Annotated in this window: 24 protein-coding genes and 2 tRNA genes; 20 read left to right on the forward strand and 6 right to left on the reverse strand. The window is 47.2% G+C overall.

The window, feature by feature from the left end:
- Nucleotides 1-240: 240 nt before the first annotated feature.
- The 11 genes from FD960_RS04405 (at nucleotide 241) to FD960_RS04455 (ending at nucleotide 6,842) form a co-directional block, all read left to right on the forward strand.
- Nucleotides 241-426 carry a hypothetical protein gene (locus tag FD960_RS04405; protein ID WP_215300236.1) on the forward strand — a complete coding sequence of 62 codons (186 nt, stop codon included), beginning with the start codon at nucleotides 241-243 and terminating at the stop codon, nucleotides 424-426.
- Nucleotides 427-501: 75 nt separating this feature from the next.
- Nucleotides 502-578, forward strand: a tRNA-Pro gene (locus tag FD960_RS04410).
- Between the two features lie 35 nt (nucleotides 579-613).
- Nucleotides 614-690: transfer RNA gene (locus FD960_RS04415), tRNA-Arg, on the forward strand.
- 87 nt (nucleotides 691-777) lie between these two features.
- Nucleotides 778-1,386, forward strand: coding sequence for a glutathione S-transferase (locus tag FD960_RS04420; protein ID WP_215300237.1), 609 nt, complete (start codon nucleotides 778-780; stop codon nucleotides 1,384-1,386).
- Between the two features lie 223 nt (nucleotides 1,387-1,609).
- Nucleotides 1,610-2,509: an amino acid ABC transporter substrate-binding protein gene (locus FD960_RS04425; RefSeq protein WP_215300595.1), complete on the forward strand. Its 900-nt coding sequence runs from the start codon at nucleotides 1,610-1,612 to the stop codon at nucleotides 2,507-2,509.
- Nucleotides 2,510-2,532: 23 nt separating this feature from the next.
- Nucleotides 2,533-3,321 (forward strand): amino acid ABC transporter permease, encoded by a 789-nt coding sequence (locus FD960_RS04430; protein ID WP_215300239.1) that lies wholly within the window; start codon nucleotides 2,533-2,535, stop codon nucleotides 3,319-3,321.
- 11 nt (nucleotides 3,322-3,332) lie between these two features.
- Nucleotides 3,333-4,001, forward strand: coding sequence for an amino acid ABC transporter permease (locus tag FD960_RS04435; protein WP_215300241.1), 669 nt, complete (start codon nucleotides 3,333-3,335; stop codon nucleotides 3,999-4,001).
- 32 nt (nucleotides 4,002-4,033) lie between these two features.
- Nucleotides 4,034-4,768 carry an amino acid ABC transporter ATP-binding protein gene (locus tag FD960_RS04440; protein ID WP_215300243.1) on the forward strand — a complete coding sequence of 245 codons (735 nt, stop codon included), beginning with the start codon at nucleotides 4,034-4,036 and terminating at the stop codon, nucleotides 4,766-4,768.
- 164 nt (nucleotides 4,769-4,932) lie between these two features.
- Nucleotides 4,933-5,619 carry a DUF3313 domain-containing protein gene (locus FD960_RS04445; protein ID WP_215300245.1) on the forward strand — a complete coding sequence of 229 codons (687 nt, stop codon included), beginning with the start codon at nucleotides 4,933-4,935 and terminating at the stop codon, nucleotides 5,617-5,619.
- Nucleotides 5,620-5,628: 9 nt separating this feature from the next.
- Nucleotides 5,629-5,892, forward strand: a complete 264-nt coding sequence (locus tag FD960_RS04450) for an EF-hand domain-containing protein (protein ID WP_215300247.1) — start codon at nucleotides 5,629-5,631, stop codon at nucleotides 5,890-5,892.
- A 53-nt stretch (nucleotides 5,893-5,945) separates the two neighbouring features.
- Nucleotides 5,946-6,842, forward strand: coding sequence for an alpha/beta fold hydrolase (locus FD960_RS04455; RefSeq protein WP_215300249.1), 897 nt, complete (start codon nucleotides 5,946-5,948; stop codon nucleotides 6,840-6,842).
- A 6-nt stretch (nucleotides 6,843-6,848) separates the two neighbouring features.
- On the opposite strand, the gene ppk2 is transcribed toward FD960_RS04455, so the two are convergent.
- Nucleotides 6,849-7,622, reverse strand: a complete 774-nt coding sequence (ppk2, locus tag FD960_RS04460; protein ID WP_251369851.1) for a polyphosphate kinase 2 — start codon at nucleotides 7,620-7,622, stop codon at nucleotides 6,849-6,851.
- Between the two features lie 30 nt (nucleotides 7,623-7,652).
- Nucleotides 7,653-7,940 (reverse strand): serine/threonine protein kinase, encoded by a 288-nt coding sequence (locus FD960_RS04465; protein WP_215300251.1) that lies wholly within the window; start codon nucleotides 7,938-7,940, stop codon nucleotides 7,653-7,655.
- Between the two features lie 146 nt (nucleotides 7,941-8,086).
- Between FD960_RS04465 and FD960_RS04470 the strand changes: the two genes are divergently transcribed.
- Both FD960_RS04470 and FD960_RS04475 read left to right on the forward strand, forming a co-directional pair.
- Entirely contained in the window at nucleotides 8,087-9,274 is a 1,188-nt protein-coding gene (locus FD960_RS04470; protein WP_215300253.1) for an MFS transporter, read from the forward strand.
- Nucleotides 9,275-9,295: 21 nt separating this feature from the next.
- The gene (locus FD960_RS04475; RefSeq protein ID WP_215300255.1) at nucleotides 9,296-10,312 is read left to right on the forward strand and encodes a sulfurtransferase; all 1,017 of its coding nucleotides are present in this window, start codon (nucleotides 9,296-9,298) and stop codon (nucleotides 10,310-10,312) included.
- Nucleotides 10,313-10,388: 76 nt separating this feature from the next.
- Here FD960_RS04475 and FD960_RS04480 read toward each other — a convergent pair whose 3' ends face one another.
- The 3 genes from FD960_RS04480 to wrbA form a co-directional block, all read right to left on the reverse strand.
- Nucleotides 10,389-10,577 carry a hypothetical protein gene (locus FD960_RS04480; protein ID WP_215300256.1) on the reverse strand — a complete coding sequence of 63 codons (189 nt, stop codon included), beginning with the start codon at nucleotides 10,575-10,577 and terminating at the stop codon, nucleotides 10,389-10,391.
- A gap of 96 nt (nucleotides 10,578-10,673) precedes the next feature.
- Nucleotides 10,674-11,066, reverse strand: coding sequence for a DUF2069 domain-containing protein (locus tag FD960_RS04485; protein ID WP_215300257.1), 393 nt, complete (start codon nucleotides 11,064-11,066; stop codon nucleotides 10,674-10,676).
- A 12-nt stretch (nucleotides 11,067-11,078) separates the two neighbouring features.
- Nucleotides 11,079-11,675, reverse strand: a complete 597-nt coding sequence (wrbA, locus tag FD960_RS04490) for an NAD(P)H:quinone oxidoreductase (RefSeq protein WP_215300259.1) — start codon at nucleotides 11,673-11,675, stop codon at nucleotides 11,079-11,081.
- A gap of 22 nt (nucleotides 11,676-11,697) precedes the next feature.
- On the opposite strand from wrbA, the gene FD960_RS04495 reads away from it, so the two are divergent.
- The 4 genes from FD960_RS04495 (at nucleotide 11,698) to FD960_RS04510 (ending at nucleotide 15,443) form a co-directional block, all read left to right on the forward strand.
- Nucleotides 11,698-12,546 carry a YihY family inner membrane protein gene (locus FD960_RS04495; RefSeq protein ID WP_215300260.1) on the forward strand — a complete coding sequence of 283 codons (849 nt, stop codon included), beginning with the start codon at nucleotides 11,698-11,700 and terminating at the stop codon, nucleotides 12,544-12,546.
- 78 nt (nucleotides 12,547-12,624) lie between these two features.
- Nucleotides 12,625-13,080, forward strand: coding sequence for a CBS domain-containing protein (locus tag FD960_RS04500; RefSeq protein ID WP_215300262.1), 456 nt, complete (start codon nucleotides 12,625-12,627; stop codon nucleotides 13,078-13,080).
- A gap of 62 nt (nucleotides 13,081-13,142) precedes the next feature.
- Nucleotides 13,143-14,258, forward strand: a complete 1,116-nt coding sequence (aroC, locus tag FD960_RS04505) for a chorismate synthase (RefSeq protein ID WP_215300264.1) — start codon at nucleotides 13,143-13,145, stop codon at nucleotides 14,256-14,258.
- Nucleotides 14,259-14,285: 27 nt separating this feature from the next.
- Nucleotides 14,286-15,443: an MFS transporter gene (locus FD960_RS04510; RefSeq protein ID WP_215300265.1), complete on the forward strand. Its 1,158-nt coding sequence runs from the start codon at nucleotides 14,286-14,288 to the stop codon at nucleotides 15,441-15,443.
- 13 nt (nucleotides 15,444-15,456) lie between these two features.
- Here the strand turns inward: FD960_RS04510 and FD960_RS04515 are convergent, their stop codons facing one another.
- Nucleotides 15,457-17,127, reverse strand: coding sequence for an electron transfer flavoprotein-ubiquinone oxidoreductase (locus tag FD960_RS04515; protein WP_215300267.1), 1,671 nt, complete (start codon nucleotides 17,125-17,127; stop codon nucleotides 15,457-15,459).
- Nucleotides 17,128-17,323: 196 nt separating this feature from the next.
- On the opposite strand from FD960_RS04515, the gene FD960_RS04520 reads away from it, so the two are divergent.
- From FD960_RS04520 to FD960_RS10565, 3 genes are all read left to right on the forward strand, one after another.
- The gene (locus FD960_RS04520; RefSeq protein ID WP_215300268.1) at nucleotides 17,324-18,022 is read left to right on the forward strand and encodes a CoA transferase subunit A; all 699 of its coding nucleotides are present in this window, start codon (nucleotides 17,324-17,326) and stop codon (nucleotides 18,020-18,022) included.
- 40 nt (nucleotides 18,023-18,062) lie between these two features.
- On the forward strand, nucleotides 18,063-18,713 hold the full coding sequence (locus FD960_RS04525; RefSeq protein ID WP_215300270.1) for a CoA transferase subunit B: 651 nt from the start codon (nucleotides 18,063-18,065) through the stop codon (nucleotides 18,711-18,713).
- A 66-nt stretch (nucleotides 18,714-18,779) separates the two neighbouring features.
- Nucleotides 18,780-20,600, forward strand: coding sequence for an alpha/beta fold hydrolase (locus tag FD960_RS10565; protein WP_215300272.1), 1,821 nt, complete (start codon nucleotides 18,780-18,782; stop codon nucleotides 20,598-20,600).
- The last annotated feature ends 6 nt before the right edge of the window (nucleotides 20,601-20,606 follow it).

Consider the following 20,606-nt stretch of genomic DNA (forward strand, 5'->3'; position numbering starts at 1 on the left):
TGGTGAGTTTGGCACTTGTGTGCGGGCCAATCTCTAAATCGATATGCTGAGCAAAAGCTGAACAACTATGATGATTTACAGGGTGAAGAAGGGTGGTGCCCGGGATTGATAAAGCCCAGCCTGAATCCTAGGAAGGATTGATTGATCGAATGCAAAATGTGCGGCGCCAAACTGCGCAGGCACCAGAAATGGTGTGGAGCTAGAAGCCACAAACCCAGCCAGTGTGAGTGCATCGTATAGATGGCAGCTCGCGGAGCTGTGCTGAACGTTGCTAGCTTGATCAATGCAGCTGAGTTCAGCGCTCTGATTGCCAAGGCCCGAATGAGAAATGCCGTGGGAAAAGCCTATCCAGTGGGTGCCGATCAAGCAAATCAGGAGCAAACTCAGGGCAATAAATCCCTTGAACTGCTTTTGATATTTGCTTAAAAATAAGGCTTCCATGCCCCGAATCTTACAGGATTTGCCCCAATGGGCCATCTCGGTGTAGAATATCGATTCCGTCGGAGTGTAGCGCAGCCTGGTAGCGCACCTGCTTTGGGAGCAGGGGGTCCAAGGTTCGAATCCTTGTACTCCGACCACTTTCTCTTATAGTTTTATTTAGTCCCAGTACACACTGCCTATAGCTCAGCTGGATAGAGCAACGCCCTTCTAAGGCGTAGGTCGCACGTTCGAATCGTGCTGGGCAGGCCAAAACCCTTTATTCAAATTTCCCCAAGCTGCTCCATTGGTTTACTTTGGCATATGCTGGAGACTTGAGTGATGTCGCACAATGAATCAATGAAGCCAGTTTTATATACCTACCGAAGATGTCCCTATGCGATGAGAGCACGCATGGCATTGAAATATGCGGGCATTGAAGTGGAGTACCGGGAGATAGTGCTGCGAGATAAGCCACGCTCTCTTTTGAGTGCATCACCCAAGGGAACTGTTCCAGTGTTGTGCGCAGATGGGCTTGTTCTCGACCAAAGTTTGGATATTATGTTTTGGGCGCTAGAGCGAGCCGACCCCGATGGTTGGAGGTTTGTCGATCAATCCATTGCTGATGGGTGGATTCAGAAAAATGATGGCCCATTTAAAAAACTATTGGATCAATATAAATACCCCAATCGATATCCCGACCTCAATCAGGAAGAGGTACTAAGGGATGTGGTCGATTTGATGCTTCAGCCTTTGGAGCTTGCTCTGCAGGTTAGTCCTTATGTCATGGGGAATCAGCTAAGCTGGGTAGACATTGCCATTTTTCCGTTTATTAGGCAGTTTGCAGCGGTTAACCCGCAAAGGTTTGGTGAAATGCCGTATCCCGCAATCAAAAAATGGCTAGAGCAACGCATTGCCTCCGAGCTCTTTCATTCAGTAATGGATAAGCATCCAAGCTGGATTGATTAATGGCGCCTTGCTTTAATAGTCGGTCTTTAATTCATTGAAATGCATTGAGTTTCACGCATTGTGGTCGTGAGGCCAGTCTCTCCCTCGGCTTTTTGGGCTTAATTTGCAGTTTTATGCCTCTATTTGGGGTTTGTACGCTATTCACTCAATCTACACTCGATATACTAGGGGCGTAATTTTTGGTATTTATAGTTAATAGGAGATATTTGTGAAAAGCAAGAAACTGACTAGAAATTGTTTGGTTGCTACAGCCTTATTGTTGGGCGCTGTGAATGCCAATGCTGCAAGCGCTACTATGGATAAGATTAAGTCTACTGGCACAGTGACAATGGGTGTTCGTGAATCCTCCATACCAATGTCCTACACCACTGGTGATAGCCGTTTTGATGGCTACCATGTTGAAATTTGCCGAATGATTTTGGCTGATGTTAAAGATAGGTTGGGTTTGAACACGCTGCGCATTAATTATCAGCCTGTAACCTCACAAAACCGCGTGCCTTTGGTTCAAAACGGTACCGTTGATATTGAGTGCGGTACAACAACAAACAATACTGCCCGCGCAAAAGATGTTGGCTTTGCCAATACTCTTTATGTTGAAGAGGTTCGTATTGCCGTTAAAGCAAACTCAGGAATCAATTCCATTTCTCAATTGTCAGGCAAGAAAGTTGCCACAACTACTGGTACGACTTCAGTGCAGTTGTTGCGTAGACATGAAAAAGCGAATGGCGTGAATTTTGATGAAGTGTTTGGTAAGGATCATGCTGACAGCTTCTTGTTGCTTGAGTCTGGCCGCGCTGATGCTTTCGTGATGGATGGTTCTATTTTGGCTGGCAACATTGCCAACTCTAAGAATCCTAAAGATTACAAAATCGTTGGTGAGGTTTTGAGTACTGAGCCAATCGCCATCATGGTTCCAAAAAATGACCCTGAGTTCAAGGCTGCTGTAAATGCTGCGATCGCTAAGATTGTCGCAAATGGCAATATGCCTAAGCTGTGGGACAAATGGTTCTTGAAGCCAATTCCACCGAAAAATATTGTTGTCGGTCTCGAGCTATCACCAGCAACTAAAAATGCTTGGGCCAACCTCAATGACAAGCCTGCTGAAGACTATCAAAAGAAATAATTTACTAAAGACGAGTTAAAGCTATGGCGTTAGATTTGGGTGTTTTTTGTAGGAACACCTTGGATGGGGAAGTGGTAGATCACTGCTTCTCCGCTATTTTTGGTCTTGCTAAAAATAGTGATCCAAGTTATCTCGATTGGTTGATGAAGGCCTGGGGTTGGACTCTGGCTGTAGCTGGCCTTGGCCTAATGCTTGCTTTAATTCTTGGGGCGGTAATGGGCACTTTGCGCACATTGCCTGATACTGGCTCTCTAAACCGATGGTTAGTGCGGTTTTCGACTACCTGGGTTGAATTATTCCGAAACATTCCCATCTTGGTCCAAGTGTTTCTTTGGTATCACGTCATCCCCGCATTTGTTCTACCCCTCAAGGCGCTGCCATCCTATTGGTTGGTCAGTATTGCTTTGGGATTCTTTACCTCGGCGCGTATTGCAGAGCAGGTCAGGGCGGGCATTCAGGCGCTTCCTAGTGGTCAAAGAGCTGCTGCGACCGCATTGGGTCTCACTACCGCTCAAAGCTATCGTTACATCATTCTGCCGATGGCGCTCCGTATTGTGATTCCGCCAATCACCTCCGAAAGCATGAACCTCATCAAGAACTCATCAGTCGCTTTTGCTGTATCGGTTCCAGAGCTCACCTTGTTTGCAATGCAGGCGCAAGAGGAAACCTCGAGAGGTGTTGAAATTTATCTCGCTGTGACTTTCTTATATGCGCTCTCAGCATTCTCGGTAAATCGTGTAATGGCGCTGATTGAAAGACGCACTCGCATTCCCGGCTTCATTGCATCGAATGATGCAAGCTTGGCTCATTAAGGGTGGACCATATGTTGAGCTTAGATCTAAGTTTTTATAACTGGGAACTCTTTACTAACTACATCCTTAAGGGCTTGTTGTTCAGTGTTCAGTTAACTGTATTTGCTACTGTTGGTGGCATCTTGTTCGGTACGTTCCTGGCTTTGATGCGCCTGTCTGGAAAGCCTGCGCTGGTATACCCCGCGACTTTTTACGTCAACACCATGCGCTCTATACCGCTGGTGATGGTCATTCTTTGGTTCTTCTTATTGATTCCAATGCTGATTGGGAGACCTATTGGCGCAGATCTTTCGGCAACGATTACCTTCATCGCATTTGAGGCGGCATTCTTTTCGGAGATCGTACGGGCTGGTATTCAATCAGTGCCGAAGGGACAGGGTTATGCCGCCGAAGCTTTAGGAATGACATACGGTCAGAACATGCGTTTTATTGTGCTGCCACAAGCCTTTAGAAATATGATCCCTGTCTTCATGACTCAGACCATTGTGCTGTTTCAAGATACCTCTTTGGTTTACGCCATTGGTGCATATGACTTGCTGAAGGGCTTTGAAATTGCCGGCAAGAATTACGGTCGCCCAATCGAAACCTACATCTTGGCTGCTGCTACTTACTTTGTGATTTGCTTCTCGCTTTCCAAGGTGGTTCGTATTATTCAGGCCAAAGTTGCCATCATTCGTTAATTACTTTTTTAGTCGAAATTAGATAGATCATCATGATTGAACTTCAAAACGTTTCAAAATGGTATGGCTCTTTCCAGGTCTTAACGGATTGCTCTACATCGATCCAAAAAGGCGAGGTGGTTGTGATTTGTGGACCATCCGGTTCTGGAAAATCGACGCTGATTAAAACGATTAATGCCCTTGAGCCATTTCAATCTGGAGAGATCTCTGTTGACGGCATTCGCCTGCATGACCCGAAAACCAATTTGCCAAAGCTAAGGGCCAGGGTAGGGATGGTATTCCAGCACTTTGAGCTTTTCCCACACTTAAGCATTACTGAGAACTTAACGCTTGCCCAAATGAAGGTGCTTGGTAGATCGGCTCATGAAGCAAAAGAGCATGGACTGAAATACTTAGAGCGCGTTGGTCTGATGGCGCAAAAAGATAAGTTTCCTGGTCAGCTTTCAGGCGGTCAGCAGCAGCGAGTTGCCATTGCTCGCGCATTGAGCATGGATCCGATTGTGATGCTATTCGATGAACCAACCTCTGCCCTAGATCCAGAAATGGTTGGTGAGGTTTTAGATGTGATGGTGAAGCTCGCTCATGAGGGTATGACGATGTGTTGCGTGACTCATGAAATGGGCTTTGCTCGTAAAGTCAGCAATCGCGTCATTTTCATGGATCAGGGAAAAATTATTGAGGATTGCAGCAAGGATGAGTTTTTTGGTAATCCCGATGCACGCTCTCCACGCGCAAAAGATTTCTTATCCAAGATCCTGGCTCATTAATCGAAGCTCGAACGCCGAGATCGAATCACTAGATTCGATCTCTTCAGTCTTTTCTCCCTTCCTCGCGTAGGTGCCATCTTTCTTTGACGCCCCATCCCTGAATTCCGTCAAGGTCTCGTGATTGATATACTAGCCCTAGAGCTAATCACCTTACTGGAATCCACATGAAAAAACTCGCTACTGTAGCTGCGGCACTATCTTTTGCGGCATTGTTGGCTGCCTGTAGCAATACTCCTAAGTTGGCGAGTCAGCCAATGCCAAAGTCAGGTTTCTTGCCCAATTATTCAATCTTAGTGCCTATGGCTACTAGCGAATCCGACACCCGCATATGGAGATATCGCGCAACAGGAGTTAATCCCGGTGCATACACCGCTGTTATTTTGGATCCGATTTATCTGAATCAAAATGCCACTAAAGAAATTACACCCACTGTAATTAATCAAGCCAAGATCGCGTTACAAGACTCGATGGCCAATGCAGTGATGGATCGCGGCAATATTAAGATCGTGACACAGCCAGGACCAGGTGTTGCGCGTATCTCTGTTGGCATCACAGGCGCGGAAAGTTCTACGGATAGTTTGCAGCCATGGAGTTTCACGCCAATCGGTTTGGCATTAAATGCTGCCGCGTATGCGGGTGGTGTGAACTCTAAGACTCCTGCCATGTTGGTTGAAAGCAAGATCACGGATAGTCAATCTAAAGAATTATTAGGCGAGGGCTTGGTGACGGTGCAGGGCGAGTCTTTTAGAACTGGTGGTGGTTCGGTTGAATCATTTGTAGGAATGGCGAAGAAAGTTGTACGAGTCGCAATGGAAACTTCCGCCGATCCACGACCAACTGCTGCTAAATAAGGGATATTGATGTCACTACCGTTAAAACTACTCTGTTGTATTGGGATTGCTGCGACATTGCTGTCGCCGATATTTTCTTTTGCCGATGATGCATCTCGGAACAAAGAAATTCAGGAGCGCTTTATGAAATGCGATACCAATCACGATGGCAAATTAACGCTTGAGGAAGCAAACGGGTGCATGCCCCGCATCTACAGAAATTTCAGTTATATTGACAGTATGAATAAGGGTTATGTCACCGTTGCTGAAATTGAGGCAATGGCTGATAAATAGAAAAGATACTTTCCAAGAGCCTCTTACGAGGCTCTTTTTTATTGGTGAATACTATGTCATTTGTGATTGAAGGATTTGAAGAAAAGCGCATTACTGTCCCATCTGCAGATGGTCCGATTGAGATTTCCTGTCAGACAGGTGGAACTGGCCCGGCTCTCCTGCTACTTCATGGCTTTCCGCAGACCAAGGCGATTTGGCATCGTATTGCCCCAAAATTGGCGAAACATTTCTCTGTGGTTGTAGCCGATCTTCGCGGTTACGGCGCTTCATCTAAGCCCGTTAGTAAAGCAGATCATTCGACATATTCAAAAAGAGCAATGGCGGCAGATCAGCACGCCATGATGCAAGCCCTTGGCCATCAGAAATTCTTCCTACTGGGTCATGACCGAGGCGGACGAGTATCACACCGATTGGCAGTCGATTTTCCTGAAAGTGTGATGCGTTTAATGGTGCTAGATATCTCTCCAACACTCACCATGTATGAGAACACCACAATGGAATTTGCCAAAGGATATTGGCATTGGTTTTTCTTGATCCAGCCCTCTCCAGTGCCAGAGACACTCATTGGCGCCAATCCAGAGTATTGGCTGAGAAACCATATGAGACGCCATGCCAGCACAGAAATATTTGCTCCCGCATGTTGGGATGAGTATCTTGCCGGGGCTAGTAACCCGACATCAATGCACGCGATGTGTGAAGACTATCGTGCTGCAGCCACAATTGACTTGGTTCATGATCGTGCAGATCGTGATGCTGGTAAAAAACTGACTATGCCATTAAGAGTTCTGTGGGGCGCTCATGGCCTGGTTGAGAAATGCTTCTCGCCGGTTGAGGATTGGAAGCAGGTTGCCGCTAATGAGGTGTCTGGCAGAACGGTTGCATGCGGCCACTACATACCGGAAGAGATGCCTGAGGAGCTGTTGGCGGAAGTGGAGCAGTTCTTTAAATAAACAAGCTTACTTATATAGTTTTGGTAATTTTTTAGAGTTTGCCGGCCAGCTCAATACGATATTGGGGTCAATCTTCAGTAGCTTCTTATCCTTGTTTGGATAGGTGACTCGAGCAAGAAGATCTCTAATGAGATTGAGGTGGGCAAGCTTTTTGTCATTGGCGCTAATGACTGTCCAGGGAGCATCGCTACTGCTGGTATGTTTTAACATCAGATCGCGCGCTTCTGAATACGCATTCCACTTCTTTTGGGCTTGTTGATCGATAGGGCTGATTTTCCATTGCTTTAGCGGATCTTTGGCTCGCGCATCAAGGCGTACTGCCTGCTCTTCTTTGGAGATATCCAAGTAGTACTTCATCAATTGGATATTAGAGCCAATCAACAACGACTCAAAATCATTGACTGTGGCCATAAATTGTTTGTACTGGTCGCTAGAGCAAAACCCCATTACCTTTTCTACTCCGGCACGGTTGTACCAGCTGCGATTGAAAAGAATGAATTCACCAGCGCTGGGGAGTTCCGCGACATACCTTTGAAAATACCACTCTCCCTCTTCGCGCGGCGAGGGCTTATTGAGAGCAACTACTTTAGTGTCTCTCGGGCTTAAGTGCTCTGTAATACTTTTGATGCTGCCATCTTTGCCTGCCGTATCTCTACCTTCCAGAATGATGAGTAGGCGCATACCCTTGCTAATAATTTGACGCTGGAGTTTGACCAGCTCAATTTGTAATAGGCGAAGTTCTGCCTCGTAAGTATTTTCAGATATCGCAGATTTACTCACGGGCAGCCTTTACTGGTATTTAGCTTTTAATTAAACGCTTGTTGCTGGGGCAACTTTCTTTGCAGGCACTTTTTTAGCAGGAGCCTTCTTTGCGACAACTTTCTTCGCGGGCGCTTTCTTGGCCACTACTTTTTTTGCTGCAACCTTTTTGACCGGAGTTTTTTTGGCGGTGGCTTTCTTTGCAGGGGCCTTTTTGGCGGGAGCCTTCTTTTCTAACTTATCAAGGGCTTTAGCAAGCTTATCGATTAATTTCTCTCTGTCCGCCTCGAGCTTATCTAACTTTTTCAATAGTTGCTTTACTAATTTTTTCTGACTCATGGTGTATTCCTATAAAGAGTGATTAATCTTCCATTGGCTAATGCCTACTCTTTGATGCTACGTTTTATTCGATCTAGTTTCAAGCGATTGTGACACTTCAAGCTACTTTTTTATCTGTTCCATATTTAGTGCTACATTGAGTTGATATGTTTGCAGCTTTATTTTCTCTACCCCGCACAGTTTGGCTTATTGGCCTCATTAGCTTTGTGAATGACACGGCTAGTGAAATGCTTTATCCGCTCATGCCTCTATATTTGGCTTCCGTACTGATGGCTGGACCTAAGGCTTTGGGATTAATTGAAGGAATCGCCGAGGCGACATCCAGTATTTTTAAGTTAGTCTCTGGCGTGATCGTTGATCGAACCAAAAAGACAAAGCCATGGATAGTGATGGGATATCTTTTGGCTGGGCTTGGGAGGCCGTTGGTGGCCATCGCAAGTTCATGGGCGTGGGTCTTATGTATTCGGTTTACGGACAGGCTGGGCAAGGGCTTGAGAAGCTCTCCTCGAGATGCATTACTCGCAGAGAGTGTTGCAGCCAATCAACGCGGAATTACTTTTGGCTTGCATCGGTCCATGGACAATGCCGGCGCGGTGGTTGGCCCGCTATTGGCAGCCTTTTTATTGTCCATACAGATCCCTTTAAGGGATATTTTTTTATGGGCGATTATTCCGGGTCTTATCACCGTGGGCTTGGCTCTGTGTCTGAAAGAGCCGCCGGGTGAGCGGGGAATAGTTCAGCCATTTTCCTGGTCCCTTGAGGGCTTGCCTTCACAATTTAAGCGTTATATCTTGGTAGCTGGAATCTTTGCTTTGGCAAATTCATCGGACATGTTCTTATTACTTAGAGCGCGAGAACTTGGCGTCCCGCAAGCGCAGATTCCTTTGCTCTGGGCAGCCATCTCTCTGATTACGACTGTATTTGGCACACCTCTATCAGCGCTATCAGATCGCTTCGGTCGAAAGCATTTCATTTCGCTTGCTTGGAGTGCTTTTGCTTTTTTTTACATTGCCATGAGTTATTCCGGAATCTCGATTTGGATGCTTTGTGCGCTATTTGGTGTCTACGGCTTGTTTAAGGCTGCAACCGAGGGGGTGGAGAAGGCGCTCGTTGCGGATATGGCTCCTAGAGGAATGGCGGGTACTGCTTTTGGTTGGTTCAATCTGATCTCGGGTGTGATGTTGCTGCCAGCATCATTCATATTTGGCTGGCTTTATGAGGATCTCGGCCCAAGCTATGCATTTTTGTTCTCAGGCTCATGCGCAGCCTCGGCATTTCTTTTGTTGGCGTTTTGGGTATTTAAGTCTGATCATGAAAATCAAATTAGAATCTAGTACTGACCCATGAAGTTTTCAATGAAGGCATCCTATATGAATCGCACCATTAAACATTTTCTATTGCTGTTCTCTTTATTCATTTCCGCCTTTGCCTTTGCGCAACAGAATGATGCAATTATTGACACGGAACAAGTCCAGCAGGCCATTGCCCGTGGCGCGATCATTTGGGATGTACGTGACGAAAAGAGTTATTTGGAAGGGCATATTCCTGGTGCGATCAACATTGGTGATGCGGGAGTAGTGCTGCGTGATCCCAATAAAGAAGACTACATTGCTACCGAGAAAATCCAGAAGCTGTTTAATGACGCAGGGCTGGATGTCAATCGAGATATTGTGGTGTATGGCGCTCGGGGCAATCCTTATGCTTATTTTGGTTTGTATACTGTCAATTATTTTGGCGGCAAGCAAGCGCAGATTTATCACGGCGGTATCGATGCTTGGAAGACCGCTGGCCTCACTCTTCAGAAAGAGCGCGCCACCTTAACCCCGGTTTCAGTAGCCTTGACCCCTCAGCCACAACTCGTGGTTTCAAACGAGGAGATGATGAAGATCGCGCAATCAAAGTCTGCTCAAATTATTGATGCAAGAACACCGGATGAGTATTCAGGTAAAGATGTGAGAGCGATTCGTGGTGGACATATTCCGAATGCGGTCAATATTCCGTTCGAGGATAATTGGCAGGATCCTAGTGCTGCAATCAAGTTGAGCAAGAAGCAAGTGACAGACAATTCAGGCATGGCTCTTAAAAATCGGACTGACTTGAAAAAGTTATATTCCAGTCTTGATCCCAATAAAGAAACTGTTGTCTATTGCCAAAGTGGTGTTCGTGCCGCGGAGACCGCTGTTGTTTTAAAAGATCTAGGATTTAAAAAGGTCAAGGTGTATGACTCGGCATGGCTAGGTTGGGGCAATAACTTGAAAGCGCCAGTTGCCGATGAGACCTTCTTGAATGTGGGGGCATTAAACGCCAAGATGGCCAATATGCAAAATAGACTCAATCAGCTTGAAGAGGCTTTAAAGGCTAAAACCAATTAATTCACTGGTGAACCTCTTTTAATGCAAAAACCCCAGAATAGGCATCAATCTGGGGTTTTTTGATTCAGGATACGGCTTATTCTGGGTGGAAGTTGTTGCTTGCCATGAAGCTGATGGTGCGCTCAAAGCCCAGAATGCGGATGTAGCGCCAAGCGATATCGCGGTATTTGCTGTCTAGGTAGCCAATAGCCACCTCAGGATCTGTCCTCTTGGACAAGTCGATCTGTTGAATTGCGCGGGCCCAACGTTTAAGTCTTGTTGACATATTTGTCACCTCCATGCCCATACAACGCATGGAAAAGTGACTGAGATGACAGGAAATACAGAAATTTTTAAATAAATCAACCCAATCGAGGCAAATTTAAGGGTTTTGGGCTGCTTCCCGTTCTTTTTTAGCTGCTTTGGCCCGTGCTTTGATGGGTTTGAGGTAAATCAGCAGGCATACAAAGGCGATGGTTCCAAGGGTGGTTTCTAGGGCAGCCATCCAAAAATTGGCACCCGTTTCCAAAATGCGTACCAAGCCCTCAGTGATGTAGAGCAGGATCAGCATAGAGGCCCACTGCATGGTGTAAACCTTGCCTTTCCAAAGGCCCGGGATGGCAAATAGCAGGGGGATGCCCTTGAGGATTAACCAGGATCCGCCTGGCCTGAGCGGGGAAATGAACCATTCCCAGGCAACGCAAAGGATAAAAAGATCAATAAAAGCTGCAGTAGCGAGGAGCTGATAAGGATTCTTGGTGAGCCAATTTTTCATTGTGAATTACCCTTAGATTAGCTTAAGGGCGGTTTGAGCTAGGCGCTTGCCCTGAGCCTTGGCTAAACGTTGTTCTTCTGCGCTGATGGGGGCTCTCCCATCGGCATGGGCGAGGTGCGTTAGGCCATAGGGGCTGCCACCAGTTGATGTGCTCATCAGGTCTGGCTCGCTATAAGGCAAGCCCATCAACATCATGCCGTGGTGAAGTAGGGGGATCATCATGGTGAGCAGGGTGCTTTCTTGACCGCCATGCAGGCTGCCCGTGCTGGTGAAGACGCAGGCAGGTTTGCCGATGAGGGCGCCACTAAGCCATTCTGAAGAGCTGCCATCCCAAAAGTACTTCATGGGTGCAGCCATATTGCCAAAGCGGGTAGGTGAACCCAGGGCCAGGCCGATGCATTCTTTGAGGTCCGCGTACTCCGCATATGGGGCGCCATCGGCTGGGACGGCGGCTTCTGTGCTCTCACAAACGGTGGAAATTGCTGGCACTGTTCTCAGTCTGGCATTAGCCCCTGGGACGCTCTCAATTCCTTCGGCGATCAGGCGCGCCAAATCCCTAGTTGCGCCGTAGCGGGAGTAGTACAACACTAAAATATCGGATTGGCTCATATTCTTCTCTTATGATACGGCGATGCGCTTGATTCGTAATCCTCAATTATGGCTCTCTCTTGGGAAAGAGATCTGGGAGCGCAATCGTGGCCAAAATCTCAAGCAGATTGCCGCTAGCCTTGCATTCACGACAACGCTTGCACTTGTTCCCATGCTGACGGTTGCTTCTATCTTGGTTGGTTACCTACCCAGCGTGATTCGAATTAAGTACGCCATTCAGGCTTGGTTGCTCGATACCTATATTCCTGGAGGTTTAAATCAACAGGTCTTTAATTATCTGGATCAATTTTCCTCGCAGGCCAAGGGCCTTACCTTAATTGGCTTAATTGGCTTGGTGATTACCACCATCATGACCATGGCTGTGATTGAGGGCGCTTTTAATCAAATATTTAGGGTAACGAAGAAGCGGCCAATTTTGAAGAAGGTTGCCATTTACTCTGCAGCAACTATTTTGGGTCCTATCTTGCTCGGTGTTGGGACGTATTTGAGCGGACTTCTGCTGAGTGCGGCTGAGGGCTGGACTGAGTCGTTGAGCTTTGGTCTGAGTTTGGTTGCAACAGTCGTGCCCATCCTATTGGCGATTTCTGTGTTTTCGGTGGCCTACAAAATCCTGCCGTATGCGCAAATTCTGTGGACTGATGCATTGAGTGGTGCCTTCTTTGCCGCGATGACCTTTGAGTTGATGAAGTTCGGCTTCGGACTTTTTTTGACGAATGTGGCTTTCTACAAGACCGTCTATGGCGCCTTTGCTATCTTCCCCTTGGCGCTGATCTGGATCTACCTGACTTGGTGGATTACCCTGGCAGGGGCTGTCTTAGTAGCTAACCTGCCCAGCATACGGAGTGGGGTGGTTAGGGTTATTCGTTACTGAAATGCCTGATTTCACCCTTGATTCTGCAAGGGCTTGGGAATATATTGTCCTAATAAGAAATTCATTGCTGGAGACCAAATGAAAGTTCGTGACATATTGCGCGTAAAAGGCAGCACACTATTTACTGTTGCTCCTGAGACCGCGCTCCAAACCGCCGTCTTGGTAATGAGTGAGCACGATATTGGCTCGCTAGTAGTCATGGAGTACGACAAGCTGGTCGGTATTCTGACTTTCCGCGAGGTGATTGCAGCTCTGGCAAAACACCATGGCAAATTGGATGATCTTAAGGTCCAGTCTGTTATGAATGCCAAGCCGCTCACTTGCAATATGGAAACGGAGATTGATGAAGTGCGCCGCATGATGTTGGTAGATCATGCCCGTTATTTGCCGGTGATTGATCAAAAGATGCTGATGGGTGTGATTTCTTTCTATGATGTCGCCAAGTCGGTTGTTGAGGCGCAGGATTTTGAGAACACCATGCTCAAGGCCTATATCCGCGATTGGCCTGAGGATGCTGAAAAAGCATCGACTTAAGCAAAACAAGCGCTCATGGGCTGGGCTAGCCCAACAACCCTGACAGATGACATAATGTCGCTATGTCAGGAAATACATTAGGCCTTCTCTTTACTGTCACCACTTTTGGTGAATCCCATGGTCCCGCGATTGGTGCTGTTGTTGACGGCTGCCCTCCCGGCATGTCGCTCTGCGAATCGGATTTGCAGATTGACTTGGATCGCCGAAAGCCCGGCACTTCTCGTCATGTAACTCAGCGCCAAGAGGCTGATAAGGTAGAAATTCTGTCAGGAGTGTATGAAGGTAAAACGACTGGCGCACCTATTGGCTTGTTGATTCGCAATACAGATCAACGTAGTCAGGATTACGGCAATATTCTGCAGACATTTAGGCCTGGGCATGCCGATTACGCCTATCACTACAAATACGGTTTGCGTGACCCGCGTGGCGGTGGTCGCTCCTCAGCAAGATTAACTGCACCAGTGGTTGCAGCCGCAGCCATCGCGAAGAAGTGGTTGCATGAAAAATATGGCACCGAGTTTTATGGCTACATGAGTCAACTTGGTGAGATTGAGATTCCCTTTAAAGATGCAGGCCTGATCGAGAGTAATCCATTCTTCGCCGCTAATGCCGATATCGTTCCTCAATTGGAAACCTATATGGATGAACTGCGCAAAGCAGGGGATTCTTGCGGGGCGCGGATTGAAGTGCGCGCGCGTAATGTGCCGATTGGCTTGGGCGAACCTTTATTTGATAAGTTGGATGCCGATATTGCACATGCCATGATGGGTATTAATGCCGTCAAGGGCGTGGAAATCGGCGCTGGCTTTAAATCAGTTGCGCAGCGCGGTAGCGAGCATGGTGATGAATTGCATCCCGATGGTTTCGCTAGCAACAATGCTGGTGGCACACTAGGCGGTATTAGTAGCGGGCAAGACTTACGTGTTTCCATTGCTATCAAACCAACATCAAGCATCTTGAGTCCCAAGCAGTCGATTGATCTCGACGGCAAGCCGATTACTGTTCAAACCAAAGGGCGTCATGACCCTTGCGTAGGAATTCGTGCGACACCGATTGCCGAAGCGATGTTGGCTCTGGTACTCATGGATCATGCCTTGCGTCATCGCGCTCAGTGTGGCGATGTCACTCACGCTGTTCCCCCAATTCCAGCGGCTCGCCCTGGCTCAGCATCTGATTAATTCACAAGATAAGCTCAGAAAAAGAAAATGACACCTTCAGTGCGGTGGGCCTTCGGGTCCTTTTTCTTTTTATATTTCGCTTATGTTGGCTTGGTATCTCCGTATGCCAGCCTCTTCTTTGTAGATCGCGGCTTTAGCGTTATCGAGATCGCAGTCTTGATGTCGATGTTGCAGATCACCCGCATTGTTGGCCCTTTCTCTTGGGGATGGTTGTCCGACTATCTTTCGAACCGTATTGGCATTATTCGCTTTTGCGCTTGCTTGGCGGCAGTTATTTTCTTATTCATCTTTTATTTGCATAGTTATTCCGCTTTCTTCGTATGGATGTTTGTGCTCCATACCATTTTGAGTAGCCTGATGCCTTTAGGTGAGTCGGCAACTGTTCACGCCTTATTCAAAGACAATTCATTTGATAAGCGCTATGGCCGGTTGCGCTTATGGGGCTCCATTGGATTTATCGCTATGGTACTTCTCGCTGGCGAGTTATTCCAGCGCAAAGGGATCGAACTCTATCCTATCGTCGGCACGATTGTTTTAATTCTCTTGGCTTTCATTACATTTCGCCTGCATGAGCCAAAGATGGAGCGTCGCAAGATGGTGAAGGGTGAGCTCTTAATTGTTTTATTCAATCCAGATGTGCGCTGGTTCTTGTTATCGGGATTCTTTATGGTGTTTGCTCATGCGGCGCTGTATGTTTTCTATTCGCTGTACTTGGCTGATCTCGGTTACGACAAGCTCCAGATTGGTTTGTTCTGGGCCTTGGGTGTTTCTGCTGAAGTGATCTTCTTCTATTTCCAAAGCAAGGTGCTAAGTCGCCTAGATGCTGAAGTGGTCTTGCAGGCCGCATTTGGGATTGGTGTAATCCGCTTTGCCTTAATCGCTTTCTTCCCTATCACTTGGGTGCTGATTGTTGCGCAACTGATGCATGCAGGCACCTTTGGGGCTCACCATAGTGCTGCGACTAAATTGCTGCAACGTTGGTTTACAGGTCCATTACAGGCACGTGGACAAGCGTTGATGGCTACGGTGTCTTATGGTCTGGGCGGGACTTTAGGCGGCCTATGTGCTGGCTGGCTTTGGGATGCTACGCAACCGCGCAATGTATTTGTGATGTCGGCTCTCGCCTGCGGTCTAGCGGGTATGGCGATTCAGAAGTTGCGTCCTCGCCATTACCCATCTAGGTAATTCAATAACAGAATTACATTGAGGCGTAGTTTGGTCCACCACCACCTTCTGGTGTGATCCAAACAATATTCTGACTCGGATCCTTGATGTCACATGTTTTGCAATGCACGCAATTTTGTGAATTGATTTGCAGGCGCGCTTTTCCATCGGTCTCAACGTATTCATAAACACCAGCGGGGCAGTAGCGTTGCTCTGGGCCCGCATAAGTTTTGAGATTGAGATTGACGGGAACTGATTCATCTTTCAGGGTCAAATGAATCGGTTGATTCTCAGCATGATTGGTATTGGAAATAAATACCGAAGAGAGGCGATCAAAAGTAATTTTGCCATCAGGTTTCGGATAGTCGATTCGCTTGTGCTGTGAGGCGGGTTCAAGGCACTCATGGTCAGCATGTTTCAAATGCACCGTCCAGGGCATATTGCCGCCTAATAGTTTTTGCTCTAGACCCACCATCAGCGTGCCCAAATAGAGTCCTTTGGACATCCAAGGTTTGAAGTTGCGCGCTTGACTCAGCTCAGTATGCAACCAGCTATGCTTAAATGCGTTTGGATACGCAGCCAGTACATCTGCAGAGCGGTTTTCACCTAGAGCCGCTACTGCAGCCTCAGCAGCTAACATGCCGGTCTTGATAGCAGCATGGCTACCTTTAATGCGTGAAGCATTTAAGAAACCTGCATCACAACCAATTAATGCGCCACCTGGGAATACGGTTTTTGGAAGACTGTTTAAGCCGCCAGCAGTTAATGCACGCGCACCGTAAGCAATCCGTTTTCCACCCTCAAAGGTTTCACGAATCTTAGGGTGCAATTTATAGCGCTGGAATTCATCAAAGGGTGAGAGGTATGGGTTTTTGTAAGACAGGCCGACAACAAGACCAACAGCAACTTTGTTGTCACCTAGGTGATACAAGAACGAACCGCCATAGGTGTCACTCTCCAATGGCCAACCTGCGGTATGTACTACTAGACCAGGCTTGCTCTTAGAGGGTTCAACTTCCCATAGCTCTTTAATGCCGATACCGTAACTTTGAGGATCCGCATATTTATCTAGCGCGAACTTTGAAATAAGTTGTTTACCGAGATGGCCGCGAGCACCTTCGGCAAACAGGGTGTACTTGGCACGCAACTCCATGCCAAGTTGGAATTGATCAGTAGGTTGACCTTCTTTATCAAGACCCATTGCGCCAGTGATTACTCCGCACACAGCGCCTTGCTCGTTGTACAACACTTCAGCAGCAGGAAAGCCGGGGAAAATTTCCACGCCCAGATTTTCTGCTTGTTGCCCAAGCCAACGCGTGACGTTTGCGAGGCTAACAATGTAATTGCCTTCATTTTTAAAGCAGTGGGGCAGCATCCAGTTCGGAACTTGAATAGAGCTGTCTTTAGTCAAAAATAAGAATTGATCTTGAGTGACCTCTGTGTCCAAAGGTGCGCCCATTTCCTTCCAGTTCGGAAAGAGTTCGGTGAGTGCCTTAGGATCCATGACGGCACCCGACAGAATATGAGCGCCGATTTCTGAACCTTTTTCTAAGACGCAAACGCTAATCTCTTTGCCAGATTCATTTGCCAACTGTTTGGCTTTAATTGCCGCGGACAACCCTGCAGGGCCACCTCCCACGATGACCAGGTCATAGTCCATGGATTCTCTGGGTCCAAACTGTTCGAGCAATTCCTGGGCGTTCATCTAATCTCTCCAATAACTCTTAAAAATAAGGTGCCGGGGCAATTTTCCGTAATTTCATATGGCTTACCCCTCAAATTACCTCTCTAGTTTAGTTCCAAGCCGTAAAAACCAGGTTGGTGCCCCTTGCCACTAGGCTTAGGGGCCTAAAGCGTTATGATTGCTTTTTTACCCTTTTTGGCAATATTAGGACGAATTTATGAATAAGACTTACCCAACAGCAGTGGATGCCTTGCGGGACATTCTCAAGGATGGACAAAAGCTCGCCGTTGGCGGTTTCGGTCTCTGCGGCATTCCGGAGGCCCTGATCGCTGCGGTGAAGGATCTTGGCGCGCAAAATTTGACTGCGATTGCTAATAACGCTGGTGTTGATGGCTTTGGTCTGGGCTTATTGCTGAATTCACGCCAAGTTAAAAAGATGGTTGCTTCTTATGTGGGTGAGAATAAAGAGTTCGAACGTCAATATTTGGCCGGTGAGCTGGAGTTGGAATTTACACCTCAAGGTACTCTGGCGGAAAAGTTGCGCGCTGGTGGTTGCGGCATTCCTGCGTTCTACACAAAAACGGGTGTCGGCACTTTGGTTGCTGAAGGCAAAGAAGAAAAAGAATTCGATGGTGAGAAATACATCATGGAGCGCTCAATCATCTCTGATATTTCTTTAGTGAAGGCTTGGAAAGCAGACAAGTCTGGCAATTTGGTTTATCGCTATACCGCTCGTAACTTCAATCCAGTAGTTGCCATGGCAGGAAAGATCACAGTTGCTGAAGTTGAAGAGATTGTTGAGAACGGTCAATTGGATCCGGATGAGATTCACACCCCTGGCATTTACGTACACCGCCTAGTGCTCAACACTACGCCTGAGAAGCGTATTGAGCAACGCACTTTATCCGCGGCCTAATCAGCCTCATTTACCGTACAGAATATTTAGGAAGATCGATATGCCTTGGAATAGAGATGAAATGGCGGCACGTGCCGCAAAAGAGTTGAAAGATGGTTACTACGTGAACTTGGGGATTGGTATGCCAACCCTAGTGGCGAATCATGTGCCAGAAGGAATGGAAGTGTGGCTGCAATCTGAGAATGGTCTACTCGGAATCGGTCCATTTCCAACAGAAGAAACAATTGATGCGGACTTAATTAATGCGGGCAAGCAAACTATCACTACCTTGCCTGGCTCATCCATTTTTTCTTCTGCTGATTCATTTGGGATGATTCGTGGCGGCAAAATCAACATTGCAATTTTGGGCGCAATGCAGGTAAGCGAACATGGCGATTTAGCCAACTGGATGATTCCAGGAAAAATGGTGAAGGGCATGGGCGGCGCAATGGACCTGGTTGCTGGCGTGAAGCATGTAGTGGTTTTGATGGAGCATGTAGCCAAAAAGAAAGACGGCACTGAAGAGATCAAAATTCTGCCTAAATGTACTTTGCCGCTAACAGGTGTGGGTGTTATCAGCCGCATCATTACCGACTTATGCGTGTTAGATATCACTCCTAAAGGTTTGAAGCTGGTTGAGCTGGCTCCAGGTGTTTCTAAGGATGAGGTATTGGCTAAAACGGGTGCCCCTGTAGATACAACGGGTTTCTAACGTTTTTCACCGGATGATGAAATAATGGGGTCTCTATGACCCCATTTCTTTTTTAAAGACTCCCTTATGAATGCCGTAGACCATTCTCTGCATGCGCACAAGAAGGGCGATGCAAAACATTCCCATAGCAAAGAAGTTTCGAACCAAAATTTATTGCTGATTGCCTTGGTTCTCACTTTGGGCTTTTCTGGGGTTGAGGGTGCGGCAGCTTATTTCGCCAATTCTTTGGCCTTGATCTCCGATGCTGGACATATGGTCACCGATGCCGCAGCTCTCGGCCTAGCATTGTTAGCTCAAATTATTTCCCGCCGTCCTCCATCACCAAAGCATTCCTTTGGATTTGGAAGGGCTGAGGCATTAGCAGCTTTTGTGAACAGCATCGTGATGCTGGCTCTAGTTGTTTGGATTATGGTTGAGGCGATCAGTCGCTTTTATGACCCTCATAAAGTAGACGGTTTAACTGTTACGGTTGTTGCCGCCATTGGTCTGGTGATGAACATTGTTGTCGCCTGGGTGTTGTCACGCGATAAGAGGAGCGTCAATACGCGCGCTGCACTGGTTCATGTGATGGGTGACTTATTGGGCTCCGTAGCGGCCTTGATCGCTGGTGTTGTGATTCAGCTTACTGGATGGATGCCAATCGATGCGATTTTATCCATCTTGGTTTCTCTCTTAATTCTCAAGTCGACCATTTCCATTCTCCATGAGTCCTATCACTTCCTAATGGAGGGGGTGCCGCTCCATATTGATTATTTGGCGGTCGGTAATGATCTGAAGAAGGTCCCGGGCGTATTGGCTGTGCACGATTTGCATGTTTGGGAAATGACGCCGAGCTTTCCAGCGCTGATTGGGCATATTGAGATCGAGCGTATTAATGAGTGGCCAGAAATTATGGATCGCATCAATGTCATGCTGTTAGATAAACATGGAATTGATCATGTGACTTTACAGCCAGAGGTAGTTGGTGAAGTCGATGAGCATACGCATGACGAGCACTTGAATGACAAGGTAAATGCCTCCACCGTGCGCCATGAAGGCGACACCTTCTATGTGAACTGCTCCAGTCCTGATGGCTCACACCGTATGGCTTACCACGTTTGGGGGAGCCCAAGTAATCCCAAGGTGCTTGTATGTGTTCATGGCTTAACTAGGCGTGGCAGTGATTTCAAAACCCTTGCCGAAGCAATGAGTAAGGAGTATTACGTCGTATGCCCAGATGTCGTGGGTCGCGGCGATTCAGATCGATTAAAAAACCCCATGCTGTATGCCGTTCCTCAGTATGTGGCCGATATGGCTTGCTTGATTAAGCAACTGGGTGTTACTCAAGTAGATTGGTTTGGAACGTCCATGGGGGGTCTGATTGGTATGGTCTATGCCTCCATCCCAAATAATCCGATTCGTCGTATGCTGATCAATGATGTTGGTCCGCGCATTGAACCTGAGGCTATTAAGCGTTTGGGCTCTTACGTAGGCCAGCCATTTGCATTTAGTAATCGCGCTGATGCGCTCGAGCGTTTAAATGTAATCTGCTCTTCCTTTGGTACTCATACGCCAGAAGAGTGGGAGATCTATAACGGGCCAATGCTAGTGCAGAAAGATGGCGTTTGGGGCATGCATTACGATCCGGATATTGCGGTGCCTTTTGCCTCTGTGAATCCCATCATGGCGAAAGCTGGCGAGATGGCGATGTGGCATGCCTTTAAGCAGATTCATATTCCGATGTTGATTGTTCGAGGTGGCGATTCTGATTTGTTATCTGCCAAAACGGTTGAGGAAATGTGTAAAGTAAATCCACATGTTCGTAGCATTGAGATTCCGGGTGTAGGTCATGCGCCTGCATTTGTTAAGGCTGAACAAATTGCCTTGGCAAAAGAGTTCTTTAGCTAAGGATCA

Origin of the sequence: Polynucleobacter sp. AP-Nino-20-G2 (genome assembly GCF_018688235.1) — a bacterium.
In the GTDB taxonomy this organism is placed as follows: Bacteria; Pseudomonadota; Gammaproteobacteria; order Burkholderiales; family Burkholderiaceae; genus Polynucleobacter.

What these genes read in the sequence shown, in the direction of transcription:
- FD960_RS04405 (WP_215300236.1), top strand. Translation starts at nt 241, where the DNA reads ATGGCAGCTCGCGGAGCTGTGCTGAACGTTGCTAGCTTGATCAATGCA.
- FD960_RS04420 (WP_215300237.1), top strand. Translation starts at nt 778, where the DNA reads ATGAAGCCAGTTTTATATACCTACCGAAGATGTCCCTATGCGATGAGA.
- FD960_RS04430 (WP_215300239.1), top strand. Translation starts at nt 2,533, where the DNA reads ATGGCGTTAGATTTGGGTGTTTTTTGTAGGAACACCTTGGATGGGGAA.
- FD960_RS04435 (WP_215300241.1), top strand. Translation starts at nt 3,333, where the DNA reads ATGTTGAGCTTAGATCTAAGTTTTTATAACTGGGAACTCTTTACTAAC.
- FD960_RS04440 (WP_215300243.1), top strand. Translation starts at nt 4,034, where the DNA reads ATGATTGAACTTCAAAACGTTTCAAAATGGTATGGCTCTTTCCAGGTC.
- FD960_RS04445 (WP_215300245.1), top strand. Translation starts at nt 4,933, where the DNA reads ATGAAAAAACTCGCTACTGTAGCTGCGGCACTATCTTTTGCGGCATTG.
- FD960_RS04450 (WP_215300247.1), top strand. Translation starts at nt 5,629, where the DNA reads ATGTCACTACCGTTAAAACTACTCTGTTGTATTGGGATTGCTGCGACA.
- FD960_RS04455 (WP_215300249.1), top strand. Translation starts at nt 5,946, where the DNA reads ATGTCATTTGTGATTGAAGGATTTGAAGAAAAGCGCATTACTGTCCCA.
- FD960_RS04465 (WP_215300251.1), bottom strand. Translation starts at nt 7,940, where the DNA reads ATGAGTCAGAAAAAATTAGTAAAGCAACTATTGAAAAAGTTAGATAAG.
- FD960_RS04470 (WP_215300253.1), top strand. Translation starts at nt 8,087, where the DNA reads ATGTTTGCAGCTTTATTTTCTCTACCCCGCACAGTTTGGCTTATTGGC.
- FD960_RS04475 (WP_215300255.1), top strand. Translation starts at nt 9,296, where the DNA reads ATGAAGGCATCCTATATGAATCGCACCATTAAACATTTTCTATTGCTG.
- FD960_RS04480 (WP_215300256.1), bottom strand. Translation starts at nt 10,577, where the DNA reads ATGTCAACAAGACTTAAACGTTGGGCCCGCGCAATTCAACAGATCGAC.
- FD960_RS04485 (WP_215300257.1), bottom strand. Translation starts at nt 11,066, where the DNA reads ATGAAAAATTGGCTCACCAAGAATCCTTATCAGCTCCTCGCTACTGCA.
- wrbA (WP_215300259.1), bottom strand. Translation starts at nt 11,675, where the DNA reads ATGAGCCAATCCGATATTTTAGTGTTGTACTACTCCCGCTACGGCGCA.
- FD960_RS04495 (WP_215300260.1), top strand. Translation starts at nt 11,698, where the DNA reads ATGCGCTTGATTCGTAATCCTCAATTATGGCTCTCTCTTGGGAAAGAG.
- FD960_RS04500 (WP_215300262.1), top strand. Translation starts at nt 12,625, where the DNA reads ATGAAAGTTCGTGACATATTGCGCGTAAAAGGCAGCACACTATTTACT.
- aroC (WP_215300264.1), top strand. Translation starts at nt 13,143, where the DNA reads ATGTCAGGAAATACATTAGGCCTTCTCTTTACTGTCACCACTTTTGGT.
- FD960_RS04510 (WP_215300265.1), top strand. Translation starts at nt 14,286, where the DNA reads ATGACACCTTCAGTGCGGTGGGCCTTCGGGTCCTTTTTCTTTTTATAT.
- FD960_RS04515 (WP_215300267.1), bottom strand. Translation starts at nt 17,127, where the DNA reads ATGAACGCCCAGGAATTGCTCGAACAGTTTGGACCCAGAGAATCCATG.
- FD960_RS04520 (WP_215300268.1), top strand. Translation starts at nt 17,324, where the DNA reads ATGAATAAGACTTACCCAACAGCAGTGGATGCCTTGCGGGACATTCTC.
- FD960_RS04525 (WP_215300270.1), top strand. Translation starts at nt 18,063, where the DNA reads ATGCCTTGGAATAGAGATGAAATGGCGGCACGTGCCGCAAAAGAGTTG.
- FD960_RS10565 (WP_215300272.1), top strand. Translation starts at nt 18,780, where the DNA reads ATGAATGCCGTAGACCATTCTCTGCATGCGCACAAGAAGGGCGATGCA.